We start from the raw sequence: 20,906 nt of genomic DNA, 5'->3' as shown, positions 1-20,906 counted from the left end.
CACCATGAATCGGAAATACCTGGCCGGCATCGCGGCCGCCAGCATCCTGACCCTCAGCCTCACCGCCTGCGGTGGAAGCCGGGGCGGCGGTGACGACGCCGCTGCCGAGGGCGGGTCCAACGAGGGCGCGAAGATCGGCGTGGCCATGCCCACGCAGCAGTCCGAGCGCTGGATCGCCGACGGCGAGAATGTCAAGAGCCAGCTCGAGGAGCTCGGCTACGAGGTGGACCTCCAGTACGCGAACGACGACATCCCCACCCAGGTCTCGCAGATCGAGAACATGATCAACGGCGGCGTGAAGGCCCTCGTGATCGCCTCGATCGACGGCACCACCCTCACGAGCGTCCTCGACCAGGCCGAATCGCAGGACATCCCGGTCATCGCCTACGACCGCCTGATCAACGGCTCGGACACCGTGGACTACTACACGACCTTCGACAACAAGGAGGTCGGCGTGCAGCAGGCCACCTCGCTGCTGACCGGTCTCGGCATCCTCGACGCCGAGGGCAAGGAGACCGGCGAGAAGGGCCCCTTCGACGTGGAGCTCTTCGCCGGCAGCCCCGATGACAACAACGCGACGTTCTTCTGGGACGGCGCTATCGAGACCCTGCAGCCGTACCTCGACAGCGGCGTACTGCGCGTCCCCAGCGGCCAGACCGACTTCGAGCAGGCGGCGATCCTCCGCTGGCTGCCCGACACCGCGCAGGACCGCATGGAGGACCTGCTCACCGTCGGCGGCGGCGAGCAGCTGGAGGGCGTCCTCTCCCCGTACGACGGCCTCTCCATCGGCATCATCTCGGCGCTGACCTCCGGCGGCTATGCCGCGGACGACCTCCCCGTCGTCACGGGCCAGGACGCCGAAGTAGGGTCCGTGAAGTCCATCATCGCGGGCGAGCAGTACTCCACGATCTTCAAGGACGTCCGCAACCTCGGCAAGCAGGCCGTCACCATGGTCGACGCCCTCATGAAGGGCGAGGAGCCCGAGGTCAACGACACCGAGACGTACGACAACGGCGAGAAGATCGTCCCGTCCTACCTGCTCGAGTCGGAGATCGTCACCGTCGACAACTACGAGACCGCGCTCGTGGAGACCGGCTACTACACCGAGGACGACCTCAAGTAGCCGTCCCGCAACACCCGTAGCACCCCTCCTGCCTGTGGCTCCGTACCGTTCCGGTCCGGAGCCACAGGTGCTGTACCTCGCCCGGCCCCTGCCGGGACTTCCACTCAAGTAAGCGAGGCCTGACCATGGCGGAAAACATCCTGCGAATGCGCCGCATCACCAAGACCTTCCCAGGCGTGAAGGCACTGCAGGACGTCCACCTCGACGTCGCGCGCGGCGAAGTCCACGCGATCTGCGGAGAGAACGGGGCCGGGAAATCGACCCTCATGAAGGTGCTGTCGGGTGTGTACCCGCACGGCACGTATGACGGCGACATCGAGTTCGAGGGCACGGTCACGGAGTTCAAGGACATCCGCGACAGCGAGCGTGACGGCATCGTCATCATCCACCAGGAGCTCGCCCTCTCACCCTTCCTGTCCGTTGCGGAGAACATCTTCCTCGGGAACGAGCGCGAGAAGCGCGGATTCATCAACTGGAACGACACCAACATGGAGGCGGCGAAGCTCCTCCGGCGCGTGGGGCTTGACCTCAACCCGGTGGTGCGGGCCGGCGACATCGGCGTGGGCAAGCAGCAACTCGTCGAGATCGCCAAGGCGCTGTCGAAGAACGTGAAGCTCCTGATCCTCGACGAGCCCACCGCGGCCCTCAACGACGAGGACTCCGCGCACCTCCTGGGGCTCGTGAAGGGGCTCCGCGCGGAGGGCATCACGTGCATCATCATCAGCCACAAGCTCAACGAGATCCGGGAGATCGCGGATTCGGTGACCATCCTGCGGGACGGGCGGACCATCGAGACGCTCAGCCTCCACGACGGCTCCGTCACCGAGGAGCGCATCATCAAGGGCATGGTGGGCCGGGACATGGAGAGCCGCTATCCCGAGCGCACGCCCGTGATCGGTGAGGAAGTGCTCCGCGTCGAGGACTGGACCGTGCACCACCCGCAGGAGAACACCCGCGTGATCGTCGACTCGGCGAACCTGACGGTGCGCGCCGGCGAGGTGGTCGGCATCGCCGGACTCATGGGCGCCGGGCGGACCGAACTCGCCATGAGCATCTTCGGCCGGAGCTACGGCTCCCGCATCACCGGCACCCTCTACAAGAACGGGACGCCGATCACGGCGCGGACCGTCGGGGAGGCCATCCGGCACGGCATCGCCTACGCCACGGAGGACCGCAAGCGGTACGGCCTCAACCTGATCGACGACATCAAGCGCAACGTCTCCGGGGCCGCCCTCGGCAAGCTGGCGAAGCGCGGCTGGGTGGACAGCGGTCGCGAGGCCGTCGTCGCCGGCGACTACCGCCGATCGATGAACATCAAGGCGCCTACCGTCACTGCCATCACCGGCAAGCTCTCCGGCGGCAACCAGCAGAAGGTGGTGCTCTCGAAGTGGATGTTCTCGGACCCCGATGTCCTGATCCTCGACGAGCCCACACGCGGTATCGACGTCGGTGCGAAGTACGAGATCTACACGATCATCAACCGGCTCGCTGCCGAGGGGAAGGCTGTCATCGTCATCTCCTCGGAGCTTCCCGAGCTCCTCGGCATCTGTGACCGCATCTACACCCTCGCCGAAGGCCGCATCACCGCGGAAGTGCCCATCGGGCAGGCGACCCCTGAACTCCTCATGCAGTACATGACCAAGGAAAAGGACTGATTCCATGGCAACCTCCGTCAAGGACCCTGTCGTCGCGACGACGCCTCCCACCGTCAAGGAAGGGTTCTCCTTCCTGACCAGCAGGCTGCGGCAGATCGGTATCTTCGTCGCACTCCTCGTGATCGTCACGCTGTTCCAGGTGCTGACCGGCGGCGCACTGTTGCAGCCGGACAACGTCTCGAACATCATCGTGCAGAACAGCTACATCCTGCTCCTGGCCATCGGGATGGTCATGATCATCGTGGCCGGGCATATCGACCTGTCGGTCGGGTCGGTCGCGGCCTTCGTCGGAGCGATGTCCGGCATCATGATCCAGGACTTCAACTTCCCCTGGTGGGTGGCCTTTCTCGCATCGCTGATCATCGGTGGGCTCGTCGGTGCATGGCAGGGCTTCTGGGTCGCCTACGTGGGCATCCCGGCCTTCATCGTCACCCTCGCGGGCATGCTCGTGTTCCGTGGGCTCACGCAGATCGTCCTGGAGAACCAGCGCATCACCGGATTCCCCGAGGAGTACCGCCAGCTCGGCGGCGGCTTCCTGTTCCCCGGGCTGTTCCCGCCGGAGACCAACATCCTCGACTGGACCACCGTAGGACTCGGCCTCATCGCCGTCGCGCTGCTCGTCTTCACACAGCTCCGGGGACGCGCCACCCGCGCCCGCCTCAAGCTCGAGGACGAACCCGGTGCCTGGTTCTTCACGAAGCTCGCCTTCATCGTGGCGATCATCCTCGGCGTGACGTACCTGCTCGCCGGCTCCCGCAGCGGAACGCCGATCGTGCTCGTGGTCCTCGGCGTGCTGATCGTCGCCTACAGCGCCGTCATGGGCAACAGCGTCTTCGGCCGCCACATCTACGCGGTCGGCGGCAACCTCCAGGCGGCACAGCTGTCCGGCATCAACACCAAGCGCATCGACTTCATGCTCTTCGTCAACATGGGCGTGCTGGCCGCCCTTGCCGGACTCATCTTCACCGGACGCCTCAACTCGGCCGGTCCGGGCGCAGGCAACCTCTTCGAGCTCGACGCCATCGCGGCGGCGTTCATCGGTGGCGCGGCCGTGACCGGCGGCGTGGGAACCGTGATCGGGGCCATCACCGGTGGCCTCATCATGGGCGTGCTCAACAACGGCATGTCGCTCCTCGGCGTCGGCATCGACGTCCAGCAGTTCATCAAGGGAATGGTGCTCCTGCTGGCCGTCGGGTTCGACGTCTTCAACAAGCGCCGCGCCTCCAACGCCCTCAAGTAGGACAGCGCCTCACGTAGGACAGCGCCCTCAGGTAGGACGGAGAACGGAAGAAGCCGGAACGGGCGTGATGTCCCGTTCCGGCTTCTTCCGTCTGTGTGTGGTCTTGTTCCTGCTCCGGCGGGCCGGTACGTCCTACGAGGTGATCTGCCGCTTCGACGAGATGATGCCGGTGTTGAAACCTGCCAGGTTCAGGCCGCCGTGGAAGCGCGCGTGCTCGATCTTGATGCAGCGGTCCATCACGACGTTCAGGCCGGCCGCCTCGGCGTCGCGTGCGACGTCCTCGTGCCACGAGCCCAGCTGCAGCCACAGGGTCTTCGCGCCGACGTCGAGCGTCTCCTGCAGGACGGACGGCAGGTCGTCGTGCTTGCGGAACACGTCGACGACGTCGGGTACCTCGGGGAGGTCCTTGAGGGACCCGTAGGCCGGCTGCCCGAGGATCTCCTTCGCCACAGGGTTCACGAAGTACAGGCGGTAGGGCGAGGACGACTGGAGGTAGGTCGCGACGAAGTAGGAGGCCCGTGAGGGCTTGTCCGATGCTCCGACGATCGCCACGGACCGCGCGTTCCTCAGCAGGTTCAGCCGTTCGGGGGCCGACGGCCCTTCCCAGGTGCGTTCCGGTGCGGTGTTGCTCATGCTCCCACTCCTACTGCCCGTGTCGTCGAAGGGTCGCCCTCGTTTCCTCCGGCCGCCTCCTGCGGGAGCGTGTCGAATTCGTCGTCGGAAGCGTTCACCGCGATGTCGAGCGCCTGGTCGAGGTCCCACAGGATGTCGTCGAGATCCTCCAGTCCCACCGAGATGCGGACGAGGTCCTCGGGGACGCCCGCGGCGACGAGCTGCTCCGCGGAGAGCTGCTGGTGCGTCGTCGAGCCCGGGTGGATCACGAGGGTGCGGGAATCGCCTACGTTCGCGAGGTGCGAGGCGAGCTGCAGCGACTCGATGAACTTCTGGCCCGCCTTGCGCCCGCCCTTGATGCCGAAGCTGAACACGGATCCGGGGCCCTGCGGCAGGTACGTCTTGGCGCGCTCGTGGTGGGCGTGCGTGGGAAGCCCCGCGTAGTTGACGTACTCGACACGGGGGTCGGCCTGCAGCCACTCGGCCACGGCCTGCGCGTTCTCGAGGTGCTCGTCGAGGCGCTGGGCGAGGGTCTCCACGCCCTGCAGGAGCTGGAAGGCCGACATCGGCGACAGCGAGGGCCCGATATCGCGGAGCTGTTCGGTGCGCAGCTTGGTCAGGAACCCGTACTCGCCGAAGTTCCCCCACCACTGGATGTTCCCGTAGGAGGGGACGGGCTCGGTCATCATGGGGAACTTGCCGTTGCCCCAGTCGAAACGGCCGCTCTCCACGATCACGCCGCCGAGGGTGGTGCCGTGCCCGCCGATGAACTTGGTGGCGGAGTGGATCACGATGTCCGCGCCGTGCTCGATGGGTCGTACCAGGTAGGGCGTGCTGAGGGTGGAGTCGACGATGAACGGCACGCCGGCGTCATGCGCCACCTTGGCCAGGCCCGCGAGGTCCGCGATCTCGCCCGAGGGGTTCGCGATGACCTCCGCGTAGACGGCCTTGGTGTTCTCGCGGATCGCCGCCGCGTAGTCCGCCGGATCCGTTCCCGGGACGAAGGTGGTCTCGATGCCGAAACGGCGCAGCGTGACGTCCAGCTGGGTGACCGTCCCGCCGTACAGCTGCGAGGCGGCGACGATGTGGTCGCCTGCCTGGCAGAGCGCCGCGAAGGTGATGAACTCCGCACTCATGCCCGACGCCGTCGCCACCGCGCCGATGCCGCCCTCGAGGGACGCGATGCGCTCCTCGAACGCCGCGACGGTGGGGTTGCCGATGCGCGAGTAGATGTTGCCGTACTTCTGCAGGGCGAAGAGGTTGGCGGCGTCGTTCGTGTCCTTGAAGACGAACGACGTCGTCTGGTAGATCGGGACGGCCCGGGCGCCGTGGGTGGCGTCCGGGGTGCCGCCGGCGTGGAGCGCCCGCGTGCGGAAACCGAAGGAACGTTCTGCCATCAGACACCTGCCTTGCTGGGGACGGCGAGCGTACCGTCGGGGTCGAAGTCCACTCCCGCGCTGCGGGCCGCATCCGCCTCGAGTTCCCGCACGATCGGCAGGATGTCGGTGCCGAAGGCGGCCACTTCCTCCTGGAAGTGCAGGTAGCAGGTGAGGAAGAGGTTCACGCCGATTTTCTTGTACTCCACGATGCGCTCGGCGATCTGCTCGGGCGTTCCGATGAGTTGAGTCTTGAAGCCGTCGTTGTACTGCACGAGGTCCTCGAAGGTGGAGTCGGCCCACATGCCCTTGCCGTCCTTCGTCGAGGGGCCGGCTTCCTGCACGGCGTCGCGGAAGCCCTCCACCGCGGGGCGGTGCGCCTTCTCGACGATCTCGCGCAGGGTGTCGCGCGCCTCCTTCTCGGAGTCGCGTGCGATGACGAACCCGTTGAGGCCGTACCGCGGACGCCGCCCGGCCTGCTCGGCGGACGCCTGGACGCCGGCGATGTTGTCCTTGAATCCCTCGAGGTCCTTGCCGTTGGAGAAGTACCAGTCGGCCACGCGGCCCGCGGTGGCCTGGGCCGCCGTCGAGTTCCCGCCGAAGAAGACCTCGGGGTGGGGGCGCCCCGGAACGTCCACGGGAGCCGGACTCAGGGTGAAGTCGTTGATGTTGTAGTACTTGCCCGCCTGGCTGTAGCCCTCCTCCGTCCAGAGCCCGCGCAGCACACGGATGAACTCCTCGGTGCGGACGTAGCGCTCGTCGTGCTCGAGCCATTCGAGGCCGAAGTTGGTGAACTCGTCCTTCAGCCAGCCGGAGACGATGTTGACGGCGGCGCGGCCGTTCGAGATGTGGTCGGCGGTGATGATGTACTTCGCGAGCACACCGGGGTGCCACATGCCCGGGTGGACGGCGGCGATCACCTTCAGCTTCTCGGTGGCCGCCAGCAGGGCGAGGGAGAACGACGTCGCCTCGTGCTGCTTGTCCGCGCCGTAGGACGCGGCGTAGCGGGTCTGGGAGAGGGCGTACTCGAAGCCGGCGTCCTCGGCGATGCGAGCGAGCTTCTTGTTGTAGTCGAAGTCCCAGCTGGTGCGCTGCTCGATGGTCGAGACCACCAGGCCACCGCTGACGTTGGGGACCCAGTAGGCGAACTTGAGGGGCGTGGAAAGGTCGGCGATGCTCATGGTTTCCTCCATCGGTCTGGCAGTAGCACCCTAATGTCGCCGCGATGGTGCGGGGCCAGGGTTGCTGCGGCGTCAGTGAGCCAGATCTCTCAGCCGCTCGGGATGGTCACGTCGAGTGTGACACCGGGGCGCCGCAGATCCAAACAATATGTCGCCCAGTGGCAGGGATGCATCACCGGGTGTGAGCTCTCCTGCCTAGGGTGGAGGAATGGATAGCTGGAAGTCCGCGGGACGCACGCAGGAACGCAAGCTCTGGAACACGCTCTTCTGCGTCGGTGTCGTGCTGACCGTCACCCTGGGGAGCAGCATCCTGCTGGTCGCGGGCAGTGCCGGGTCGGCGGCCTCCGCCTGGTTCTATGTGCAGCAGTGGGTGCTGCTGGCTCTCAGTGCGGGCGGTACGGTCCTCGCCTTCCGTCGCTGGCGGTCCCTCCGCGCGTAGGGCACGGGCCGTCATGCCGCGCATAGGGTACGGGCCGTTATGCAAATGTGACAAACGCGGGGAGCGCTGGGTATCGTCGTCGCGTGCCTCCGTTCATAGGAGGCCCTCCCGGATGGATTGCCGAGCCCTGCCGCCGAACGGGATACGCACATCACCGAGGCGGGGACGGGGGAACCACAGTTCCACCGGGCGCGCAGGACCACCTGTCAGCGTCCTCGGGGTTAAGTCGTATCGCATCACCAACCGTTGATGCCCACGGCCGGGTGACTCCCATCCGAACCCGACAGCTCACCCCGCAGGCATGGGAGAGGTATACATCCATGTCACGAAAGACTTCCCCGGCGCGCCACCGTGCCGACATCGACGGCAACATCGCGCTGACGGGCCTGTCCCGCGCAGCGAAGGCCCACGCCACCGCCGTCGGCCGTCCGATCGCCATCGTCGCCGTCACCTCGGGCCTCGCGCTCGGCGCGGTGGGCACCGCCCACGCCGGTGAATACTCCGACCAGCGCACGGCCTCGGTTCCCGCTGCTGCCGCTGCGTCGGTCGTACCGACCCCTGCACCGGCTCCGGCACCCGCCGCTTCACCTGCCGTATCGGGCGCCATCCACACCGTCGTCGGCGGCGACACCCTCGGCGCGATCTCGGCCGCCTACGGGGTGGACCTGACTGCGGTCCTCGCAGCCAACGGCCTCTTGCTCACATCGGTGATCTTCCCGGGCGACAGCATCGCCATCCCGACCGGAGGCGGAGCGCAGGCCCCGGCGCAGACCGTGTCTGTTCCCGTCGTGTCCGTTCCCGTGGCCAACGCTGCGGCAGCGGTCACCCAGCAGGCACCCGCTATCGCCCCGGCAGCGCCGGTCCAGCAGGCCGCAGCCGTTGCGCCGGCCTCGGTCGCCGCTGCCCCCGCATCGAGCGTGTACCTCGCCTCGGCGGACATCACCCCGATCGCTTCCTCCAGCGGCGTCGCCGGCACCCTTGTGGCGTCGGCCCAGGCGCAGCTCTCAGCGGGCGCGATCCAGGACTGCACCGTGCTGGTCGAGAAGGCGCTGCGTGCCGCCGGCATCTCCGTGGGCGACCTCGGCCCGTCGCAGTTCTTCCAGTTCGGCTCCACCGTGGCGACCCCGGCCCCCGGCGACATCGTCATCACGGCCGGGCACGTGGCCATCTATGTCGGCGGTGGCCAGGTCATCAGCAGCGGCATGAACGGCTCGAACCTCACCATGCAGCACCCCCTCTCGGACCTCCCGGGGGCATCCTTCGTTCGGGTAGCGGGCTAGTACCGGAACGGACCATACGCGGGAAGCGGCAGGTGCTTGGACGGGGCGCCTGCCGCTTCCTCTTTTAACGCGGGCCGGTCTTCGACGCGGGTCAGCGCCTGCCGGCCAGGACGTCCTGGATGCCGGGAATGCAGCCCTCGTTCTGCAGCGAGGTGGTGTCCCCGAGCGGGGTGCCCTCGTACAGCTGCGTCAGCAGGCGACGCATGATCTTCCCCGACCTCGTCTTGGGCACGTCCGGCACGACGACGACGGCCGAGGGCCGCGCGATCGGTCCGATGGCCTCCGCGACATGCGCGCGCAGCGTGGCCGACACGTCCGTGTCCGGATCCGCGCCCGGCGCCAGCACCACGAAGGCCGCGATGGCGTGGCCCGTCAGCGGGTCGGGGACCGGACAGGCTCCGGCTTCGGTCACGAGCGGGTGCGCCACGAGCGCCGACTCGATCTCGATCGTGGAGAGGCGGTGGCCGGAGACGTTGATGACGTCGTCCACGCGCCCCAGGATCCAGGTGTCGCCGTCGTCGTCGTACCGCGCGCCGTCGCCGGCGAGGAACCAGCCCTGCGCGGCGAATTTCCGCCAGTAGGAGTCGAGGTAGCGCTGCGGGTTGCCCCAGACGGTGCGCGCCATGGCCGGGCCGTGGCGGTCCACGACGATCAGGCCCTGTACCCCGGGACGCACCTGCCGGCCTTCCTCGTCGACGATCCGGGTGCTGACCCCCGGGAGGGGGCGCGCGGCGCAGCCGGGCTTGAAGTCGGTGTCCGTGGGGCTGGGTGAGAGGACCGTGGCCCCGGTCTCGGACTGCCACCACGTGTCGACGACGGGAACCTCGTCGCGGCCGAGGTTCCTCCGGAACCAGCGCCACGCCTCGGGGTTCACCGCCTCACCGACCGTCCCCAGGACGCGGATGCTGGAGAGGTCGTAGGAGGACGGGACGCCGTCGGGGAACCAGCCCATCAGTGACCGGACCAGGGTGGGCGCCGTGTAGTAGCTGGTGACGCCGTAGCGTTCGATGATCTCGAAGTGGCGGCCGGGATGCGGTGTGTTCGGGGTGCCCTCGAAGATGACCTGCGTGGCGCCGTTGGACAGCGGCCCGTACAGCTCGTACGTGTGCGCCGTGACCCACGCGAGGTCGGCGGTGCACCAGTGGACGTCCCGGTCCCGCAGCGACGGATCGGGATTGCTGAAGAGGTGCTCGAAGCTCCACGACGCCTGGGTGAGGTAGCCCCCCGAGGTGTGCACCAGCCCCTTCGGCTTCCCGGTCGTACCGGAGGTGTACATGATGAACAGCGGCGTCTCGGCGTCGAAAGCTTCCGGCTCGTGGTGCGCGGGAGCGGTGTCGACGACGTCGTGCCACCACACGTCGCGCCCCTCGGTCCAGCTGACGTCGGAGCCGGTACGGCGCACCACGAGGACGTACTCGATGCTGTTCGTACCCGCCACCGCGGCGTCGGCATTGGCCTTCACCGGGACGGCGGCGCCGCGGCGGAATTGCCCGTCCGTGGTGACGAGCAGCTTGGCCCCGGTGTCCTCCACCCGGAAACGGAGGGCCTCTGCGGAGAAGCCGCCGAACACGAGGGAGTGCACGGCTCCGATGCGCGCGCAGGCGAGGGTGATCACGACCGTCTCGACGAGGACGGGGAGGTAGATGACCACGCGGTCGCCCTTGCCGATGCCGAGGGCGAGCAGGGCGTTGGCCGCGCGCGACACCTCGTCCTGCAGCTGCGCGTAGGTGACCGTGCGGCGGTCCCCGGGTTCGCCCTCGAAGTGGAGCGCGACCCGGTCGCCGCGACCGGCCCGGACGTGCCGGTCGACGCAGTTCGCCGCGACGTTGAGAGTGCCCCCGGCGAACCACTCGATGACGGGGACGCTGAGCGATCCGTCCTCCTGCGGGACTGCCCGGTCGAAGGTGTGGAGGGTGTGCCACGGGGCGTCCCACTCGAGCCGGCCTGCCTGCTCCGCCCAGAAGGCGAGTCGGTCAGCTTCCACTGCAGCGTCCCTTTCCGTCGTGGTCGTGCCTATGCCCACCGCCGCACCGCCCAGCGCTCCGCGATTCCCAGCAGGGCGTCGGTGGTCTTGCCGATGACGGCCAGCAGGATGATCGCTAGGATGATCCGGTCGACGCGGCCGTTCTGCTGGGAATCCGTCAGCAGGAAGCCGAGGCCCATCGAGGAGGCGATGAGCTCCGCCGCCACGAGGAACAGCCAGGACTGCGCGAGGGCGAGCCTCAGGCCCGAGAACAGGGCGGGGACGACGGCGGGAAGCTGCACGGTGGTCAGCAGGCGGACGCCGTTCAGCCCGAAGGCACGCGCAGCCTCGACGAGGTTGCGGTCCACGTGGCGCAGCCCGAGGTAGAGCGTGGTGAAGACGGGGAAGAACGCGCCGATGGTGATCAGCGTGACCTTGGAGTCCTCGTTGATGCCGATCCAGAGCACCAGCAGCGGGACCCAGGCGAGGGACGGAACCGCGCGGAGGGCTCCGACGGTGGGCGTCAGGAGGATGTCGGCGATGCGGGAGAGTCCCAGCAGGGCGCCGGCCAGCACCCCGAGCAGGGAGCCGATGAGGAACCCGAGCAGCACGCGCTGGGTGGAGATCAGGATGTGGTTGGCGAGCTGTCCGCGCTGCACCAGGTCGACGGCGGCCGCGAGGACCGATGCCGGGGAGGGCAGCTGCGACGCCCGGAAGTACCCCGAGGCGGTGCTGAGATGCCATGCGAGCAGGATGAGCGCCGGGACGATGAGCCCGAGCAGGACCACGCCGGCGCGGCGCCCCCCTCGCAGGCGCGTCCGTCCGCCGTCGCCCTTGGCCGCGGACCCGGTTCCCGGGAAGCCGGTGGCCTCGAGGCCCTCCTTGCTGAGAGGAGTCGCGCTGCTGCCCGTCAGGTATTCCGCACTCATGAGCCGGAACCGATGGCGGCCGGGTCCGCCTTCTCCACGAGCGAGGCATCGAGGAGGGAGTCGAGGGCGTCGTCGATCTGGTCCTGGCTCTGCACGTCACCGGTCTCCACGAAGACGGGGCCGATCTTCTCGAGGACGCTGCGCTGGGCATCGCCGGGGGCGGGATCGACATCGAGGTTGGTGCGGTCGATGATCACCGAGTTCGCCACGGCCTGGTCGATGCCGGCGACCTCCGCGAGGATCGAGGCCGTTTCCTCGGGGTTCTCCTTGGCCCACTCCCGGGCCTTCTCGTAGGCGTTCACCACGGTCTGCGCGACGTCGGGCTTCTCCGAGAGAAAGTCCTCCGTCGCGTTGAGGAAGCCGTAGGTGTTGTAGTCGATGTCCCGGAAGAACAGCTGCGCGCCGTCCTGCTCCGCGGCGGCCATGATCGGATCCAGCCCGGACCAGGCGTCGACGGCGCCGCTCGCCAGCGCGGCGCGCCCGTCGGCGTGCTGCAGGTTCTCGATGGTGACGTCGGACTGCTCCACGCCCGCGGCCTCGAGTGCCTGTAGCAGGAAGAAGTACGGGTCGGTGCCGCGGGTGGCGGCGACGGCCTTGCCGCGCAGGTCCTCGACGCTGGTGATGCCGGAGTCCGGCAGCGTCACGAGGGCCGCCCACTCGGGCTGGGAGTAGATGTCGATGGCCTTGATGGGGGAGCCGTTCGAGCGCGCGAGCAGGGCGGCGGAACCGGCCGTGGAACCGACATCGATCGCTCCGGCACGCAGGGCCTCATTCGCCTTGTTGGATCCCGCGGACTGTACCCAGTTGACGGTGATGTCCTGGTCCGCTAGTTCGTCCTCGAGCCAGCCCTGCTCCTTGATGATGAGGCTGAGGGGGTTGTAGGTGGCGAAGTCGATGTTGAGGGTCCCGCCCTGGGTCGCTTCACCGGCGGCAGCGGTCTCGGTGTCGGCTGCGTTCTCGCCGGCCAGGCAGCCAGTGAGGCCGAGCGAGAGTGCCGTGGCGAGTGCGAGGGTGGGCAGGAAGGCGCGGCGGTTCATGGTGGTCCTTTGAGTGGGTGGTGCGAAAGGGCAGGAAGGCGCCGCGGTCCGGCAGCGCCGGGCGCGGCGGGAACCGGGCTAGTGTCCGGTGACGCCGAGCAGGGAGAGCAGCGAGCTTCGGAGCGCCCCGAGGTCGGCGGAGTTGCGGTCCCGCGGGCGTGCACCGGGCACGGTCACGAGTTCCGCAATGGTGGAACCGGGCTGGTCGGCGTCGCCGCGTCCGAGGACGAGAATCCGGTCGGCGAGCTGCAGGGCTTCGTCGACGTCGTGCGTGACGAGCAGCACCGTGGTGGGCTGCGCGCGGTGGATGTCCAGCAGGAGGTCCTGCATCCTGATGCGCGTCAGCGCGTCGAGGGCTCCGAAGGGCTCATCGAGCAGCAGCACGCCGGGGTTGCGGGCGAGGGCGCGGGCCAGCGATGTGCGCTGGGCCATGCCACCGGAGACCTCGCGCGGCCGGTGCTTCGCGAAGGTGTCGAGGCCCACGAGCTTCAGCAGCTCGAGGACCTTCGCCTTGCCGGCGCTCGCGCTGGAGGACTTGGGCAGCCCGATCGCGACGTTGGCCTGCAGGGTGTGCCAGGGCAGCAGCCGGGGTTCCTGGAACGCGACCGCGCACCGCTCATCGATGCCGGTCACGGGCGTTCCATCGATGATGACCTCCCCGCTGTCGGGGATGTCGAGTCCAGCGGCGGCACGCAGAAGGGTGGACTTACCGCATCCGCTGGTGCCGAGGATGGCGAGGATCTCGCCCGGCTTCACTTCCACGGTGACGTCCCTGAGCACGACCCGCCGGTCGCCGGACGAGCCGAAACTGCGCCCGAGGCCGGAGAACCTGACGCCGAGGGCCTGCTTGTGGTGGGGCTTGGTGCTGCCCGGTGCCAGAACTGCGGTCATGGTGTCTCCATCGGTCCTGGCGGTAGCACCCTACGGTACGAGCCTTCGCCACCGTTCGCGGTGGTGCCCGTGGCTCGGGCCTCGATATTGCCCGGCATCAGGGGGATGCGGACAACCAGGGTTGCTGCGGCTTCATCGATCCAGGTCTCTCGGCCGCTCGGGATGGTCCCTCCTATGAAACGCCCGCAGTGGGGGAGGAGCAAAATAGGGCGTGTAACAAAGGCTGTAACAAACCGGAAGTCGAGGGAGGCGCCGTGGCACACCAGAACGATCCGCAGGTGATTCGGAGGCTCCTGAGGGAGCACGGCCGCTGGGCGGTGGTGGGTCTGTCCAACAACCCGCGCCGCGTCGCCGTCGGTGTCTCACGGTTCCTGATGGACGGGCTCGGGATGGAGGTCATCCCGGTGAGCCTCAAGGGCGACGACGTCCACGGGCAGAAGGGCTATACACGGCTCGCCGACATCCCGGGAACCATCGACGTCGTCGACTGCTTCGTCAACTCGTCCCGGGTGGGCGCCGTCGTCGACCAGGCGATCGCCGTCGGTGCCAGGGCGGTGTGGCTGCAGCTCGGCGTCATCGATGAGGACGCTGCCCGGCGCGCGGCCGACGCCGGGCTCGATGTCGTCATGGACACGTGCCCCGCGATGGAGGCACCGGCACTCGGCCTCTAGCTACATGCGCTGGTACTTCGATCTCACCACCATGAAGACTCCGTAGGCCATGAGGCCTACTGCGACGGCGCCGAGGAGCCAGGGACCGAACGGCTGGTCGCGCAGCGCCTTGAGGGCGCCGTCGAGCCCTGTCGACTTCTCGGGGTCGTTCGTCACCGTGGCGCCGATGACGAGGATCCCGAGGACTCCGAGGGCGAATCCCTTGGCGATGTAGCCCGCGGTCCCGAGCCCGACGACGGCGCTGCCGGTACTTCCGGAAGGGAGGCCCGAGAGTTTCCTGAGGAACCGCCGGGTGCCGCCGCTGTAGACGTAGTAGCCGGCGACCGCGAGGATGCCGACGCCGATCGCGAGGAGGAGGGCCGTACCCGCGGGGTTCGACATCAGCGACGCGGTCAGCCCCTTCGTGCTGCTGCTGCTGTTGCTCGAGCCGCCGAGCGCATACCTGCCGAAGGTCACACCGATTGCTGCATAGACGACGGCCTGGCCCCCGCTCTTGAGCCGGAACTTGAGCTTGTCCCTGTCGCTCCCACCCCTGGCGCCGAGGAACACCTCGCTGAGCTGGAACAGGGCGAGGGCGATGCACCCGATGAAGCAGAACCACAGGAGGAAGGTCCCGCCCGGACTGCCCGCAAGCTGCCCGATAGCACCGCTCTGGTCCGCGCTCCCCGAGCGGCCGGTCGCCAGCCCGAGGGCAATCAGGCCGATCAGGAAGTGGAGGATACCTGCCGCCACATAGCCGGCCCGGGCAGCGAGTTCGAAGCCCTTCGAGTTGACGACCTCCCCGGCGGCGTCGGATGCCCTGTCCGCGGCATCCCTTCCGGCATTCTTCCGGGCGTTCTTCCCGGCCGATGGATGGCCCAGCTTCTTCGATGACCTGTTGGACGCCGTCTTCGGTGCCATGGTGCTCCCGCCTCCTTGCCGGATCGGCGGACGCGTACGCCGCAGGTGCGGGCCCGGTCCGGTCTGGACACCATCCTGCCACTGCTCCGGCCACCCCGGTACGTTTCCTGTCCACTAGGTTGGGACGGAGGCCCCTGGGGCAGCACGTCGGCGGGCATCGGAAGGGGAGCAGCATGGAGCAGTTCACGTACGAGGAGCAGGGCGCTACAGACAGGCCCTTCCCCGAGCCGTTCGAGGGGGGCTGGCCCGCCGGCTATACCGTGATGGTCGAGTCCCACGAGATTCCGACCGACGACCCGTCCGGGGCGTTCGCCGCCCTCACCGAGGGGATCCTCGGGTGGGAACTGCATCGCCGTGCAGGCCTCACCATGGAGCCGGATGCAGAACGGGCGGCGCCCGGCCTCCGTGTCGTCTCCGGTTTCGGTGTGGGTCCCGCCCGGATCAAGGCTCCCTGCAGGGTCATCTGGGCGAAGGCGGCCCAGCTGGACGGCGCGGGCAGGGCCGTCCCGGGACAGCGCGGCGGATTCGGATACGGGACACTGCCCGGGCATCCCGTGCGGGGCGAGGAGGGCTTCTATGCGGAGCTGACCGCGGACAGCCGCCTGCTGTTCATCTGCTCGGCCTACAGCATGCCCGCAAGCCTCCTGTTCCGGCTCGCCGCGCCCGTCACCCGGCTGACCCAGCGGTACGTCCTGTCGCGCTATGTGAGGGCGGCGCGTGAGCTGGCGGCGGGCGCCTGACCCTGCGGATCCCGCCGGCATCATCCGGGGCCCAGTCCGGGCGACTGGATCTCCGATCCTCCGATGTGCGCTGTTACCGAACCGTTATACGCCTGGTCGACCGACTCATTGCTTCAGACACCGAACGGCCCTAGGTTGAGGAACACAGTGATCGCCCAGGGAAGTCCCAGCATTTCGGGATCAGCGCCCTGGAACAGCGATCGGCGGATTCCGATTTCTTGTCTCGCGGCGCCCTCCAAGGGAGGACGCCGCTTGCGTGTGGCGCCGCAGGCTGCGCCGTCGGGAACGGCCCGGGGGAAACTACGTGTTGTCAGGAGACGCGCACACATGATCGTTACCAAAAAATGGATCGCTGCAGGATCGACCGCCACCCTTCTCGCCGGTGGACTGTTCCTCGGGGCCCCGATGGCTTCAGCCGCACCGGGTGACGCAGCCTGCCTGCAGGCATCCGTCCAGTTCAACGCAGCACTCGGTGCCGCCGGGATCGACGTCGCCTTCGTCAGCCAGCTCGAGCTCGCCACGGCGGCCGTCGTCGCCGCTGCGGAGAATTACGAGGTGGTCAGCGAGGCCGCAGTGACCTCCCAGGCTGCGGTGGATGCGGAGGCGGTCCTGGCGCAGGCTGACGAGGACTACCAGGCCGCCCTCGCGCTGGCAGCAGCCGAGCAGGCCGAGTACGACGCCGCCCTGCTAGCAGCCGGAGGGGACGTGACCGTCCCAGCCGTCGTCACGGCGCAGGGCGAGCTCACCGTCGCACTCGCTGCGCAGGCAGCGGCACTCAACGCCGCCGAAGCCGCAGCCGCCGCCTATGAGGTGGCTATCTACACCCCCGCGGTCCAGGCCGCGGAGGACGCCCTCGAGAGCGCATCGGTCACCGCCGACGCGCTCATCACCCAGCTCAGCGGGGATGAAGCAGCTGCAGCAGAGCTCATCGCCCTGTTCAAGGCGTTCCTTGCCGCCTGTGACGCCGGCGCCATCGGCGTCGACCCCGTTACGCCCGTCGTGGTTCCTGTTCCGGTGGCGCCGGTCGCCCCGGTTGTACCCGTGACGGTCGCCCCGGTCACCCCGGTTGTGCCCGTGACAGTCGCCCCGGTCACCCCGGTCACCCCTGTCGCTCCTGTCGCGACCAACAAGGGCCTGAACGTGCAGACCGCCGTCGCCACCGAGGACGACAGCCCGGCAGTTGCCCTCCTCGCCGCACTGCTGGCAGTCGGTGTCGCTGTGCCCGTGGCCACCGCCGCCCGCATGCGACGCCTCGCGCGCGCACAGCGCTAGCACAGGGCCGTCCCGGCCCGGCGATCTGGTCCACAACCCTTCGCCGGGCCGGGACGGTGCACCATCCCTCACCACCCCAGGACAGCGCAACGCATGGAACAGCACGGAGTCGACGAACCGTCCGGCCAGCAGCTCGGCACCCCTGCGCGCAGCGGGGCCCCCGAGCGGTCCCGGAAGCGGTGGATGGCGCTTCCGCTCGTCGCGGCGGCCGGCCTCGCGATCGCCGTATCTGTCCTGCCGCCGGACTCCTCCGGAGCGCCATCAGCCGCGCCGTCGAGCACTCTGTCCGCCGTCGCGACGCCTTCGGCAGCCCCTTCAGCGGCTCCCGCGGCGACGCCGCCCGCTGTGGATCCAGGGCCGGCCGCCTCCCAACCCGTTGCGCTGTCCTTCGCCGCCGCCGACATCGACATGGCCGTACTCCCGCTGACCCCCAGCGACGCGGACCTGGCAGCGCAGTCGCTGGTGCCGCCGCTCACCCTCGATGCGTACTGGCTCACGCCGTACGGGGTTCCTGGCGCAGGTTCTAACAACACCACCTACATCGCCGGGCACAGCTGGGACGGCCAGGACGCACCCTTCAACCGGCTGAGCGACGAATCGCTCGTGGGAAGCGAGTTCACGCTCACCACGCAGACCGGGGACATCACGTACGTCGTCGATTCGGTCCTCACGCACGACAAGGACACCCTGAAGGACAGCGACATCTGGAACATCGTCCCGAACCGGGTGGTCCTCATCAGTTGCTACACCGAGGACCCCTGGGGCAAGAACGTCGTCGTCACGGCGATGCCCAAGACTGCCTGAGCCGGCCCGCCCTTCTCTTCAGCCCGCCCTTCGCTTCGGCCTCACGGCGCTTCGGTGTCACGGTGGAGGCTGCCACCCGCGTGGGATGACGGCCTCGGCACTGGGCCTACCTGCCGCCCTTGCCCGGTTTCGTAACCGTCGTCGTCGGGCTGCGAACCCGGGGCTGCGGCTCAGGTGCGGTGGAACGCCGCCACGGGTTGGGGCACCCGCCACGGCTCAGCCCGATAAGTCCTGCCCTTCGCCACCGCCGCGATACCGGCGGGAGACGGAGCAGGCAGCCGTCGTCGTCGGGCTGCAAACCCGGGGCTGCGGCTCAGGTGCGGTGGAACGCCGCCACGGGTTGGGGCACCCGGCGCGGCGGCCCGGCCCCAACAAGCAGCCCCAACAAGCAGCTCCCAACCAACACGCCCGCCGCGATGGACTCCGATCGGCCCGGAAGACGGAGGAGGCCGCCACCCCGTCGGGTGGCGGCCTCCTGCCGGTCGGGCGTGCTGCCGGTCGTGTGACTAGCCGAAGTGCTTCGGCAGGGTTTCCTCGTGTGCCTTCCGGAGCTGGTCCAGCGGCAGGTTGAAGTAGCCCTGCACGTCGAGCGCCTGGTTCTCCGTGTCCACCACGCCGATGCGGATGGTCGGGAAGTTCCGGGCCGTGCACATGTCGTTGAAGCGCACTTCCTCCGAGCGGGGGACGCTGACGACGGCGCGTGCCTGGCTCTCACTGAACAGAGCGGTGAACGCGTCGATGCCGTCGCGCTCGCACAGCTCGTCGAGCCCGATCCGCGCACCGACACCGAACCGCAGCGCCATCTCGCTCAGGCCGGCCGCCAGGCCGCCCTCGGAGAGGTCGTGCGCGGCGTCGATCATGCCGTCACGCGAGCAGTTGACGAGGATCGCCGCAAGGGTCTTCTCCGCCGCGAGATCCAGTGCGGGAGGCTGGCCGCCGAGGTGGCCGCGCAGGTTGGCCCACTCGGAACCGTCCAGCTCGTCCGCCGTCGTGCCCAGCAGGTAGACAGCCTGGCCGTCCTCGCGCCAGCCCGACGGCGTGCGCCGCGCGACGTCGTCGAACACGCCCAGGACGCCGACCACCGGGGTGGGGTGGATGGCGACGCCGCCGGTCTGGTTGTAGAGCGAGACGTTGCCGCCGGTCACGGGCACACCGAGTTCCTGGCAGGCATCCGCGAGGCCGCGCACGGTCTCGGCGAACTGCCACATGACCTCGGGGTCCTCGGGGGACCCGAAGTTCAGGCAGTCGGTGACGGCGAGGGGCTCGGCGCCCGAGGTGGCCACGTTGCGGTAGGCCTCCGCGAGGGCCAGGCGCGCGCCCTCATAGGGGTTGAGGTAGGAGTAGCGGCCGTTGGCGTCGGTCGAGATGGCGACGCCGAGGCCGGTCTCCTCGTCCACGCGCACCACTCCGGCGTCGTCGGGCATGGCGAGCGCCGTATTGCCCTGCACGTAGCGGTCGTACTGGTCCGTCACCCAGTTCTTCGCGCACATGTTGGGGGAGGCCATGAGTTCGAGCACGGCCTCGCGCAGGTCCCCGGGCTCTGGGACGAAGGAGTTTCCCTGGACGCCGTCCAGCCACTCCGGCCGGTGGTACGGGCGGTCGTAGACGGGTCCCTCGTGGGCGACGGTGCGCGGATCGACGTCGACGATCTTCTGGCCGTCCCACTCGATGATGAGGCGCCCGGTGTCGGTGACCTCGCCGAGCCAGGAGTACTCCACGGCCCACTTGTCCATGATCGCCTCGAACGCCGCGGCGTTCTCGGGCGTCACGACCGCCATCATGCGCTCCTGCGACTCCGACATGAGGATCTCGCCCGGTGTCAGGGAGGGGTCGCGCAGCAGCACGTTGGTGAGTTCGACGTGCATGCCGCCGTCGCCATTCGACGCCAGCTCCGACGTCGCGCAGGAGATGCCCGCGGCGCCGAGGTCCTGGATGCCCTCGACCACGGAGGCCTTGAACAGTTCGAGGCAGCACTCGATGAGCACCTTCTCGGCGAACGGATCGCCCACCTGGACCGCGGGGCGCTTGGAGGGCTTGGCGTCATCGAAGGACTCGGACGCGAGGACGGACGCGCCGCCGATGCCGTCGCCGCCGGTGCGGGCGCCGAAGAGGACCACCTTGTTGCCGGCGCCGGAAGCGTTGGCGAGGCGGATGTCCTCGTGGCGCAGCACGCCTACCGCGAGGGCGTTGACGAGCGGGTTGCCCTGGTAGACGGAGTCGAAGACCACTTCACCGCCGATGTTCGGCAGGCCGAGGGAGTTGCCGTAGCCGCCGATGCCCGAGACGACGCCGTGGACGAGCCGCGCAGTGTCGGGGTGGTCGATCGCACCGAAGCGCAGCGGGTCCATGACGGCGACGGGACGCGCGCCCATCGAGATGATGTCGCGGACGATGCCGCCGACGCCGGTCGCGGCACCCTGGTAGGGCTCCACGAAGGACGGGTGGTTGTGGCTCTCCACCTTGAACGTCACGGCCCAGCCGTCCCCGATGTCGACGACACCGGCGTTCTCGCCGATGCCCACGAGCAGGTGCTCCTTCATGGCCTCGGTGACCTTGTCGCCGAACTGGCGCAGGTGCACCTTGGAGGACTTGTAGGAGCAGTGCTCGCTCCACATCACCGAGTACATGGCGAGCTCCGCGCCGGTGGGCCGGCGGCCGAGGATCTCCTCGACGCGCTGGTACTCGTTCTCCTTCAGGCCGAGTTCGGCCCAGGGGAGCGCCTGGCCGGGGGTGGCCTCGGCGTTCGCGACGGTGTCGATGTTGAACTTCTTGGACGTTGCCTCTGCAGTCACC

The 20,906-nt window shown here is 68.7% G+C and carries 18 protein-coding genes and 2 riboswitches; of the genes, 9 read left to right on the top strand and 9 right to left on the bottom strand.

The window, feature by feature from the left end; genetic code table 11:
• The first annotated feature begins 4 nt into the window (after positions 1 to 4).
• The 3 genes from chvE (at position 5) to mmsB (ending at position 4,018) form a co-directional block, all read left to right on the top strand.
• On the top strand, positions 5 to 1,123 hold the full coding sequence (gene chvE, locus ACX80H_RS13915) for a multiple monosaccharide ABC transporter substrate-binding protein (RefSeq protein ID WP_459313979.1): 1,119 nt from the start codon (positions 5 to 7) through the stop codon (positions 1,121 to 1,123).
• A 125-nt stretch (positions 1,124 to 1,248) separates the two neighbouring features.
• Positions 1,249 to 2,778, top strand: coding sequence for a multiple monosaccharide ABC transporter ATP-binding protein (mmsA, locus tag ACX80H_RS13910; RefSeq protein WP_459313977.1), 1,530 nt, complete (start codon positions 1,249 to 1,251; stop codon positions 2,776 to 2,778).
• Between the two features lie 4 nt (positions 2,779 to 2,782).
• Positions 2,783 to 4,018 carry a multiple monosaccharide ABC transporter permease gene (gene mmsB / locus ACX80H_RS13905; RefSeq protein WP_459313975.1) on the top strand — a complete coding sequence of 412 codons (1,236 nt, stop codon included), beginning with the start codon at positions 2,783 to 2,785 and terminating at the stop codon, positions 4,016 to 4,018.
• A 132-nt stretch (positions 4,019 to 4,150) separates the two neighbouring features.
• Here mmsB and ACX80H_RS13900 read toward each other — a convergent pair whose 3' ends face one another.
• Genes ACX80H_RS13900 through sfnG form a run of 3 tightly spaced genes read right to left on the bottom strand, consistent with a single transcriptional unit; the run spans position 4,151 to position 7,187 of the window.
• Positions 4,151 to 4,651, bottom strand: coding sequence for a CoA-binding protein (locus ACX80H_RS13900; protein WP_459313973.1), 501 nt, complete (start codon positions 4,649 to 4,651; stop codon positions 4,151 to 4,153).
• Complete coding sequence (locus ACX80H_RS13895; protein WP_459313971.1) at positions 4,648 to 6,027, bottom strand: O-acetylhomoserine aminocarboxypropyltransferase/cysteine synthase family protein; 1,380 nt, start codon at positions 6,025 to 6,027, stop codon at positions 4,648 to 4,650. The genes ACX80H_RS13900 and ACX80H_RS13895 overlap by 4 nt, the downstream gene beginning before the upstream one ends.
• Entirely contained in the window at positions 6,027 to 7,187 is a 1,161-nt protein-coding gene (sfnG, locus tag ACX80H_RS13890; RefSeq protein WP_459313969.1) for a dimethylsulfone monooxygenase SfnG, read from the bottom strand. The genes ACX80H_RS13895 and sfnG overlap by 1 nt, the downstream gene beginning before the upstream one ends.
• A gap of 5 nt (positions 7,188 to 7,192) precedes the next feature.
• Positions 7,193 to 7,296: riboswitch (SAM riboswitch) on the bottom strand.
• Between the two features lie 99 nt (positions 7,297 to 7,395).
• On the opposite strand from sfnG, the gene ACX80H_RS13885 reads away from it, so the two are divergent.
• Together ACX80H_RS13885 and ACX80H_RS13880 are read left to right on the top strand one after the other, a co-directional pair.
• A complete protein-coding gene (locus ACX80H_RS13885) occupies positions 7,396 to 7,626 on the top strand; it encodes a hypothetical protein (protein WP_459313967.1) in 231 nt (76 codons plus the stop codon).
• Positions 7,627 to 7,761: 135 nt separating this feature from the next.
• Positions 7,762 to 7,943, top strand: a riboswitch (cyclic di-AMP (ydaO/yuaA leader).
• 3 nt (positions 7,944 to 7,946) lie between these two features.
• Positions 7,947 to 8,906 (top strand): LysM peptidoglycan-binding domain-containing protein, encoded by a 960-nt coding sequence (locus ACX80H_RS13880; RefSeq protein ID WP_459313965.1) that lies wholly within the window; start codon positions 7,947 to 7,949, stop codon positions 8,904 to 8,906.
• A 91-nt stretch (positions 8,907 to 8,997) separates the two neighbouring features.
• Here ACX80H_RS13880 and acs read toward each other — a convergent pair whose 3' ends face one another.
• The 4 genes from acs to ACX80H_RS13860 all read right to left on the bottom strand — a co-directional run bounded on the left by acs (position 8,998) and on the right by ACX80H_RS13860 (position 13,726).
• Entirely contained in the window at positions 8,998 to 10,890 is a 1,893-nt protein-coding gene (gene acs, locus ACX80H_RS13875) for an acetate--CoA ligase (RefSeq protein ID WP_459313963.1), read from the bottom strand.
• A 29-nt stretch (positions 10,891 to 10,919) separates the two neighbouring features.
• On the bottom strand, positions 10,920 to 11,798 hold the full coding sequence (locus tag ACX80H_RS13870) for an ABC transporter permease (protein WP_459313961.1): 879 nt from the start codon (positions 11,796 to 11,798) through the stop codon (positions 10,920 to 10,922).
• The gene (locus tag ACX80H_RS13865; RefSeq protein WP_459313959.1) at positions 11,795 to 12,835 is read right to left on the bottom strand and encodes an aliphatic sulfonate ABC transporter substrate-binding protein; all 1,041 of its coding nucleotides are present in this window, start codon (positions 12,833 to 12,835) and stop codon (positions 11,795 to 11,797) included. Before ACX80H_RS13865 ends, ACX80H_RS13870 begins: the two co-directional genes overlap by 4 nt.
• Positions 12,836 to 12,913: 78 nt before the next feature.
• Positions 12,914 to 13,726 carry an ABC transporter ATP-binding protein gene (locus ACX80H_RS13860; RefSeq protein ID WP_459313958.1) on the bottom strand — a complete coding sequence of 271 codons (813 nt, stop codon included), beginning with the start codon at positions 13,724 to 13,726 and terminating at the stop codon, positions 12,914 to 12,916.
• Between the two features lie 254 nt (positions 13,727 to 13,980).
• On the opposite strand from ACX80H_RS13860, the gene ACX80H_RS13855 reads away from it, so the two are divergent.
• Positions 13,981 to 14,397, top strand: a complete 417-nt coding sequence (locus tag ACX80H_RS13855; RefSeq protein ID WP_459313956.1) for a CoA-binding protein — start codon at positions 13,981 to 13,983, stop codon at positions 14,395 to 14,397.
• Here ACX80H_RS13855 and ACX80H_RS13850 read toward each other — a convergent pair whose 3' ends face one another.
• Positions 14,398 to 15,297, bottom strand: a complete 900-nt coding sequence (locus ACX80H_RS13850) for a DUF1206 domain-containing protein (RefSeq protein ID WP_459313954.1) — start codon at positions 15,295 to 15,297, stop codon at positions 14,398 to 14,400.
• Between the two features lie 173 nt (positions 15,298 to 15,470).
• Here ACX80H_RS13850 and ACX80H_RS13845 point away from each other — a divergent pair, with 173 nt between their 5' ends.
• The 3 genes from ACX80H_RS13845 (at position 15,471) to ACX80H_RS13835 (ending at position 18,113) form a co-directional block, all read left to right on the top strand.
• Positions 15,471 to 16,037 (top strand): DUF1990 domain-containing protein, encoded by a 567-nt coding sequence (locus tag ACX80H_RS13845; RefSeq protein ID WP_459313952.1) that lies wholly within the window; start codon positions 15,471 to 15,473, stop codon positions 16,035 to 16,037.
• 327 nt (positions 16,038 to 16,364) lie between these two features.
• Positions 16,365 to 17,309, top strand: coding sequence for a hypothetical protein (locus tag ACX80H_RS13840; protein WP_459313950.1), 945 nt, complete (start codon positions 16,365 to 16,367; stop codon positions 17,307 to 17,309).
• Positions 17,310 to 17,402: 93 nt separating this feature from the next.
• Positions 17,403 to 18,113: a class F sortase gene (locus ACX80H_RS13835; protein ID WP_459313948.1), complete on the top strand. Its 711-nt coding sequence runs from the start codon at positions 17,403 to 17,405 to the stop codon at positions 18,111 to 18,113.
• Positions 18,114 to 18,619: 506 nt separating this feature from the next.
• Here the strand turns inward: ACX80H_RS13835 and purL are convergent.
• Positions 18,620 to 20,905, bottom strand: a complete 2,286-nt coding sequence (gene purL, locus ACX80H_RS13830; protein ID WP_459313947.1) for a phosphoribosylformylglycinamidine synthase subunit PurL — start codon at positions 20,903 to 20,905, stop codon at positions 18,620 to 18,622.
• Position 20,906 lies beyond the last annotated feature (1 nt).

Source organism: Arthrobacter pasteuri (assembly GCF_054510955.1).
Note: the sequence above shows the minus strand (reverse complement) of the source record. Positions and strands in the feature narration are given on the sequence as shown.

What these genes read in the sequence shown, in the direction of transcription:
- chvE (WP_459313979.1), top strand. Translation starts at nt 5, where the DNA reads ATGAATCGGAAATACCTGGCCGGCATCGCGGCCGCCAGCATCCTGACC.
- mmsA (WP_459313977.1), top strand. Translation starts at nt 1,249, where the DNA reads ATGGCGGAAAACATCCTGCGAATGCGCCGCATCACCAAGACCTTCCCA.
- mmsB (WP_459313975.1), top strand. Translation starts at nt 2,783, where the DNA reads ATGGCAACCTCCGTCAAGGACCCTGTCGTCGCGACGACGCCTCCCACC.
- ACX80H_RS13900 (WP_459313973.1), bottom strand. Translation starts at nt 4,651, where the DNA reads ATGAGCAACACCGCACCGGAACGCACCTGGGAAGGGCCGTCGGCCCCC.
- ACX80H_RS13895 (WP_459313971.1), bottom strand. Translation starts at nt 6,027, where the DNA reads ATGGCAGAACGTTCCTTCGGTTTCCGCACGCGGGCGCTCCACGCCGGC.
- sfnG (WP_459313969.1), bottom strand. Translation starts at nt 7,187, where the DNA reads ATGAGCATCGCCGACCTTTCCACGCCCCTCAAGTTCGCCTACTGGGTC.
- ACX80H_RS13885 (WP_459313967.1), top strand. Translation starts at nt 7,396, where the DNA reads ATGGATAGCTGGAAGTCCGCGGGACGCACGCAGGAACGCAAGCTCTGG.
- ACX80H_RS13880 (WP_459313965.1), top strand. Translation starts at nt 7,947, where the DNA reads ATGTCACGAAAGACTTCCCCGGCGCGCCACCGTGCCGACATCGACGGC.
- ACX80H_RS13870 (WP_459313961.1), bottom strand. Translation starts at nt 11,798, where the DNA reads ATGAGTGCGGAATACCTGACGGGCAGCAGCGCGACTCCTCTCAGCAAG.
- ACX80H_RS13865 (WP_459313959.1), bottom strand. Translation starts at nt 12,835, where the DNA reads ATGAACCGCCGCGCCTTCCTGCCCACCCTCGCACTCGCCACGGCACTC.
- ACX80H_RS13860 (WP_459313958.1), bottom strand. Translation starts at nt 13,726, where the DNA reads ATGACCGCAGTTCTGGCACCGGGCAGCACCAAGCCCCACCACAAGCAG.
- ACX80H_RS13850 (WP_459313954.1), bottom strand. Translation starts at nt 15,297, where the DNA reads ATGGCACCGAAGACGGCGTCCAACAGGTCATCGAAGAAGCTGGGCCAT.
- ACX80H_RS13845 (WP_459313952.1), top strand. Translation starts at nt 15,471, where the DNA reads ATGGAGCAGTTCACGTACGAGGAGCAGGGCGCTACAGACAGGCCCTTC.
- ACX80H_RS13840 (WP_459313950.1), top strand. Translation starts at nt 16,365, where the DNA reads ATGATCGTTACCAAAAAATGGATCGCTGCAGGATCGACCGCCACCCTT.
- ACX80H_RS13835 (WP_459313948.1), top strand. Translation starts at nt 17,403, where the DNA reads ATGGAACAGCACGGAGTCGACGAACCGTCCGGCCAGCAGCTCGGCACC.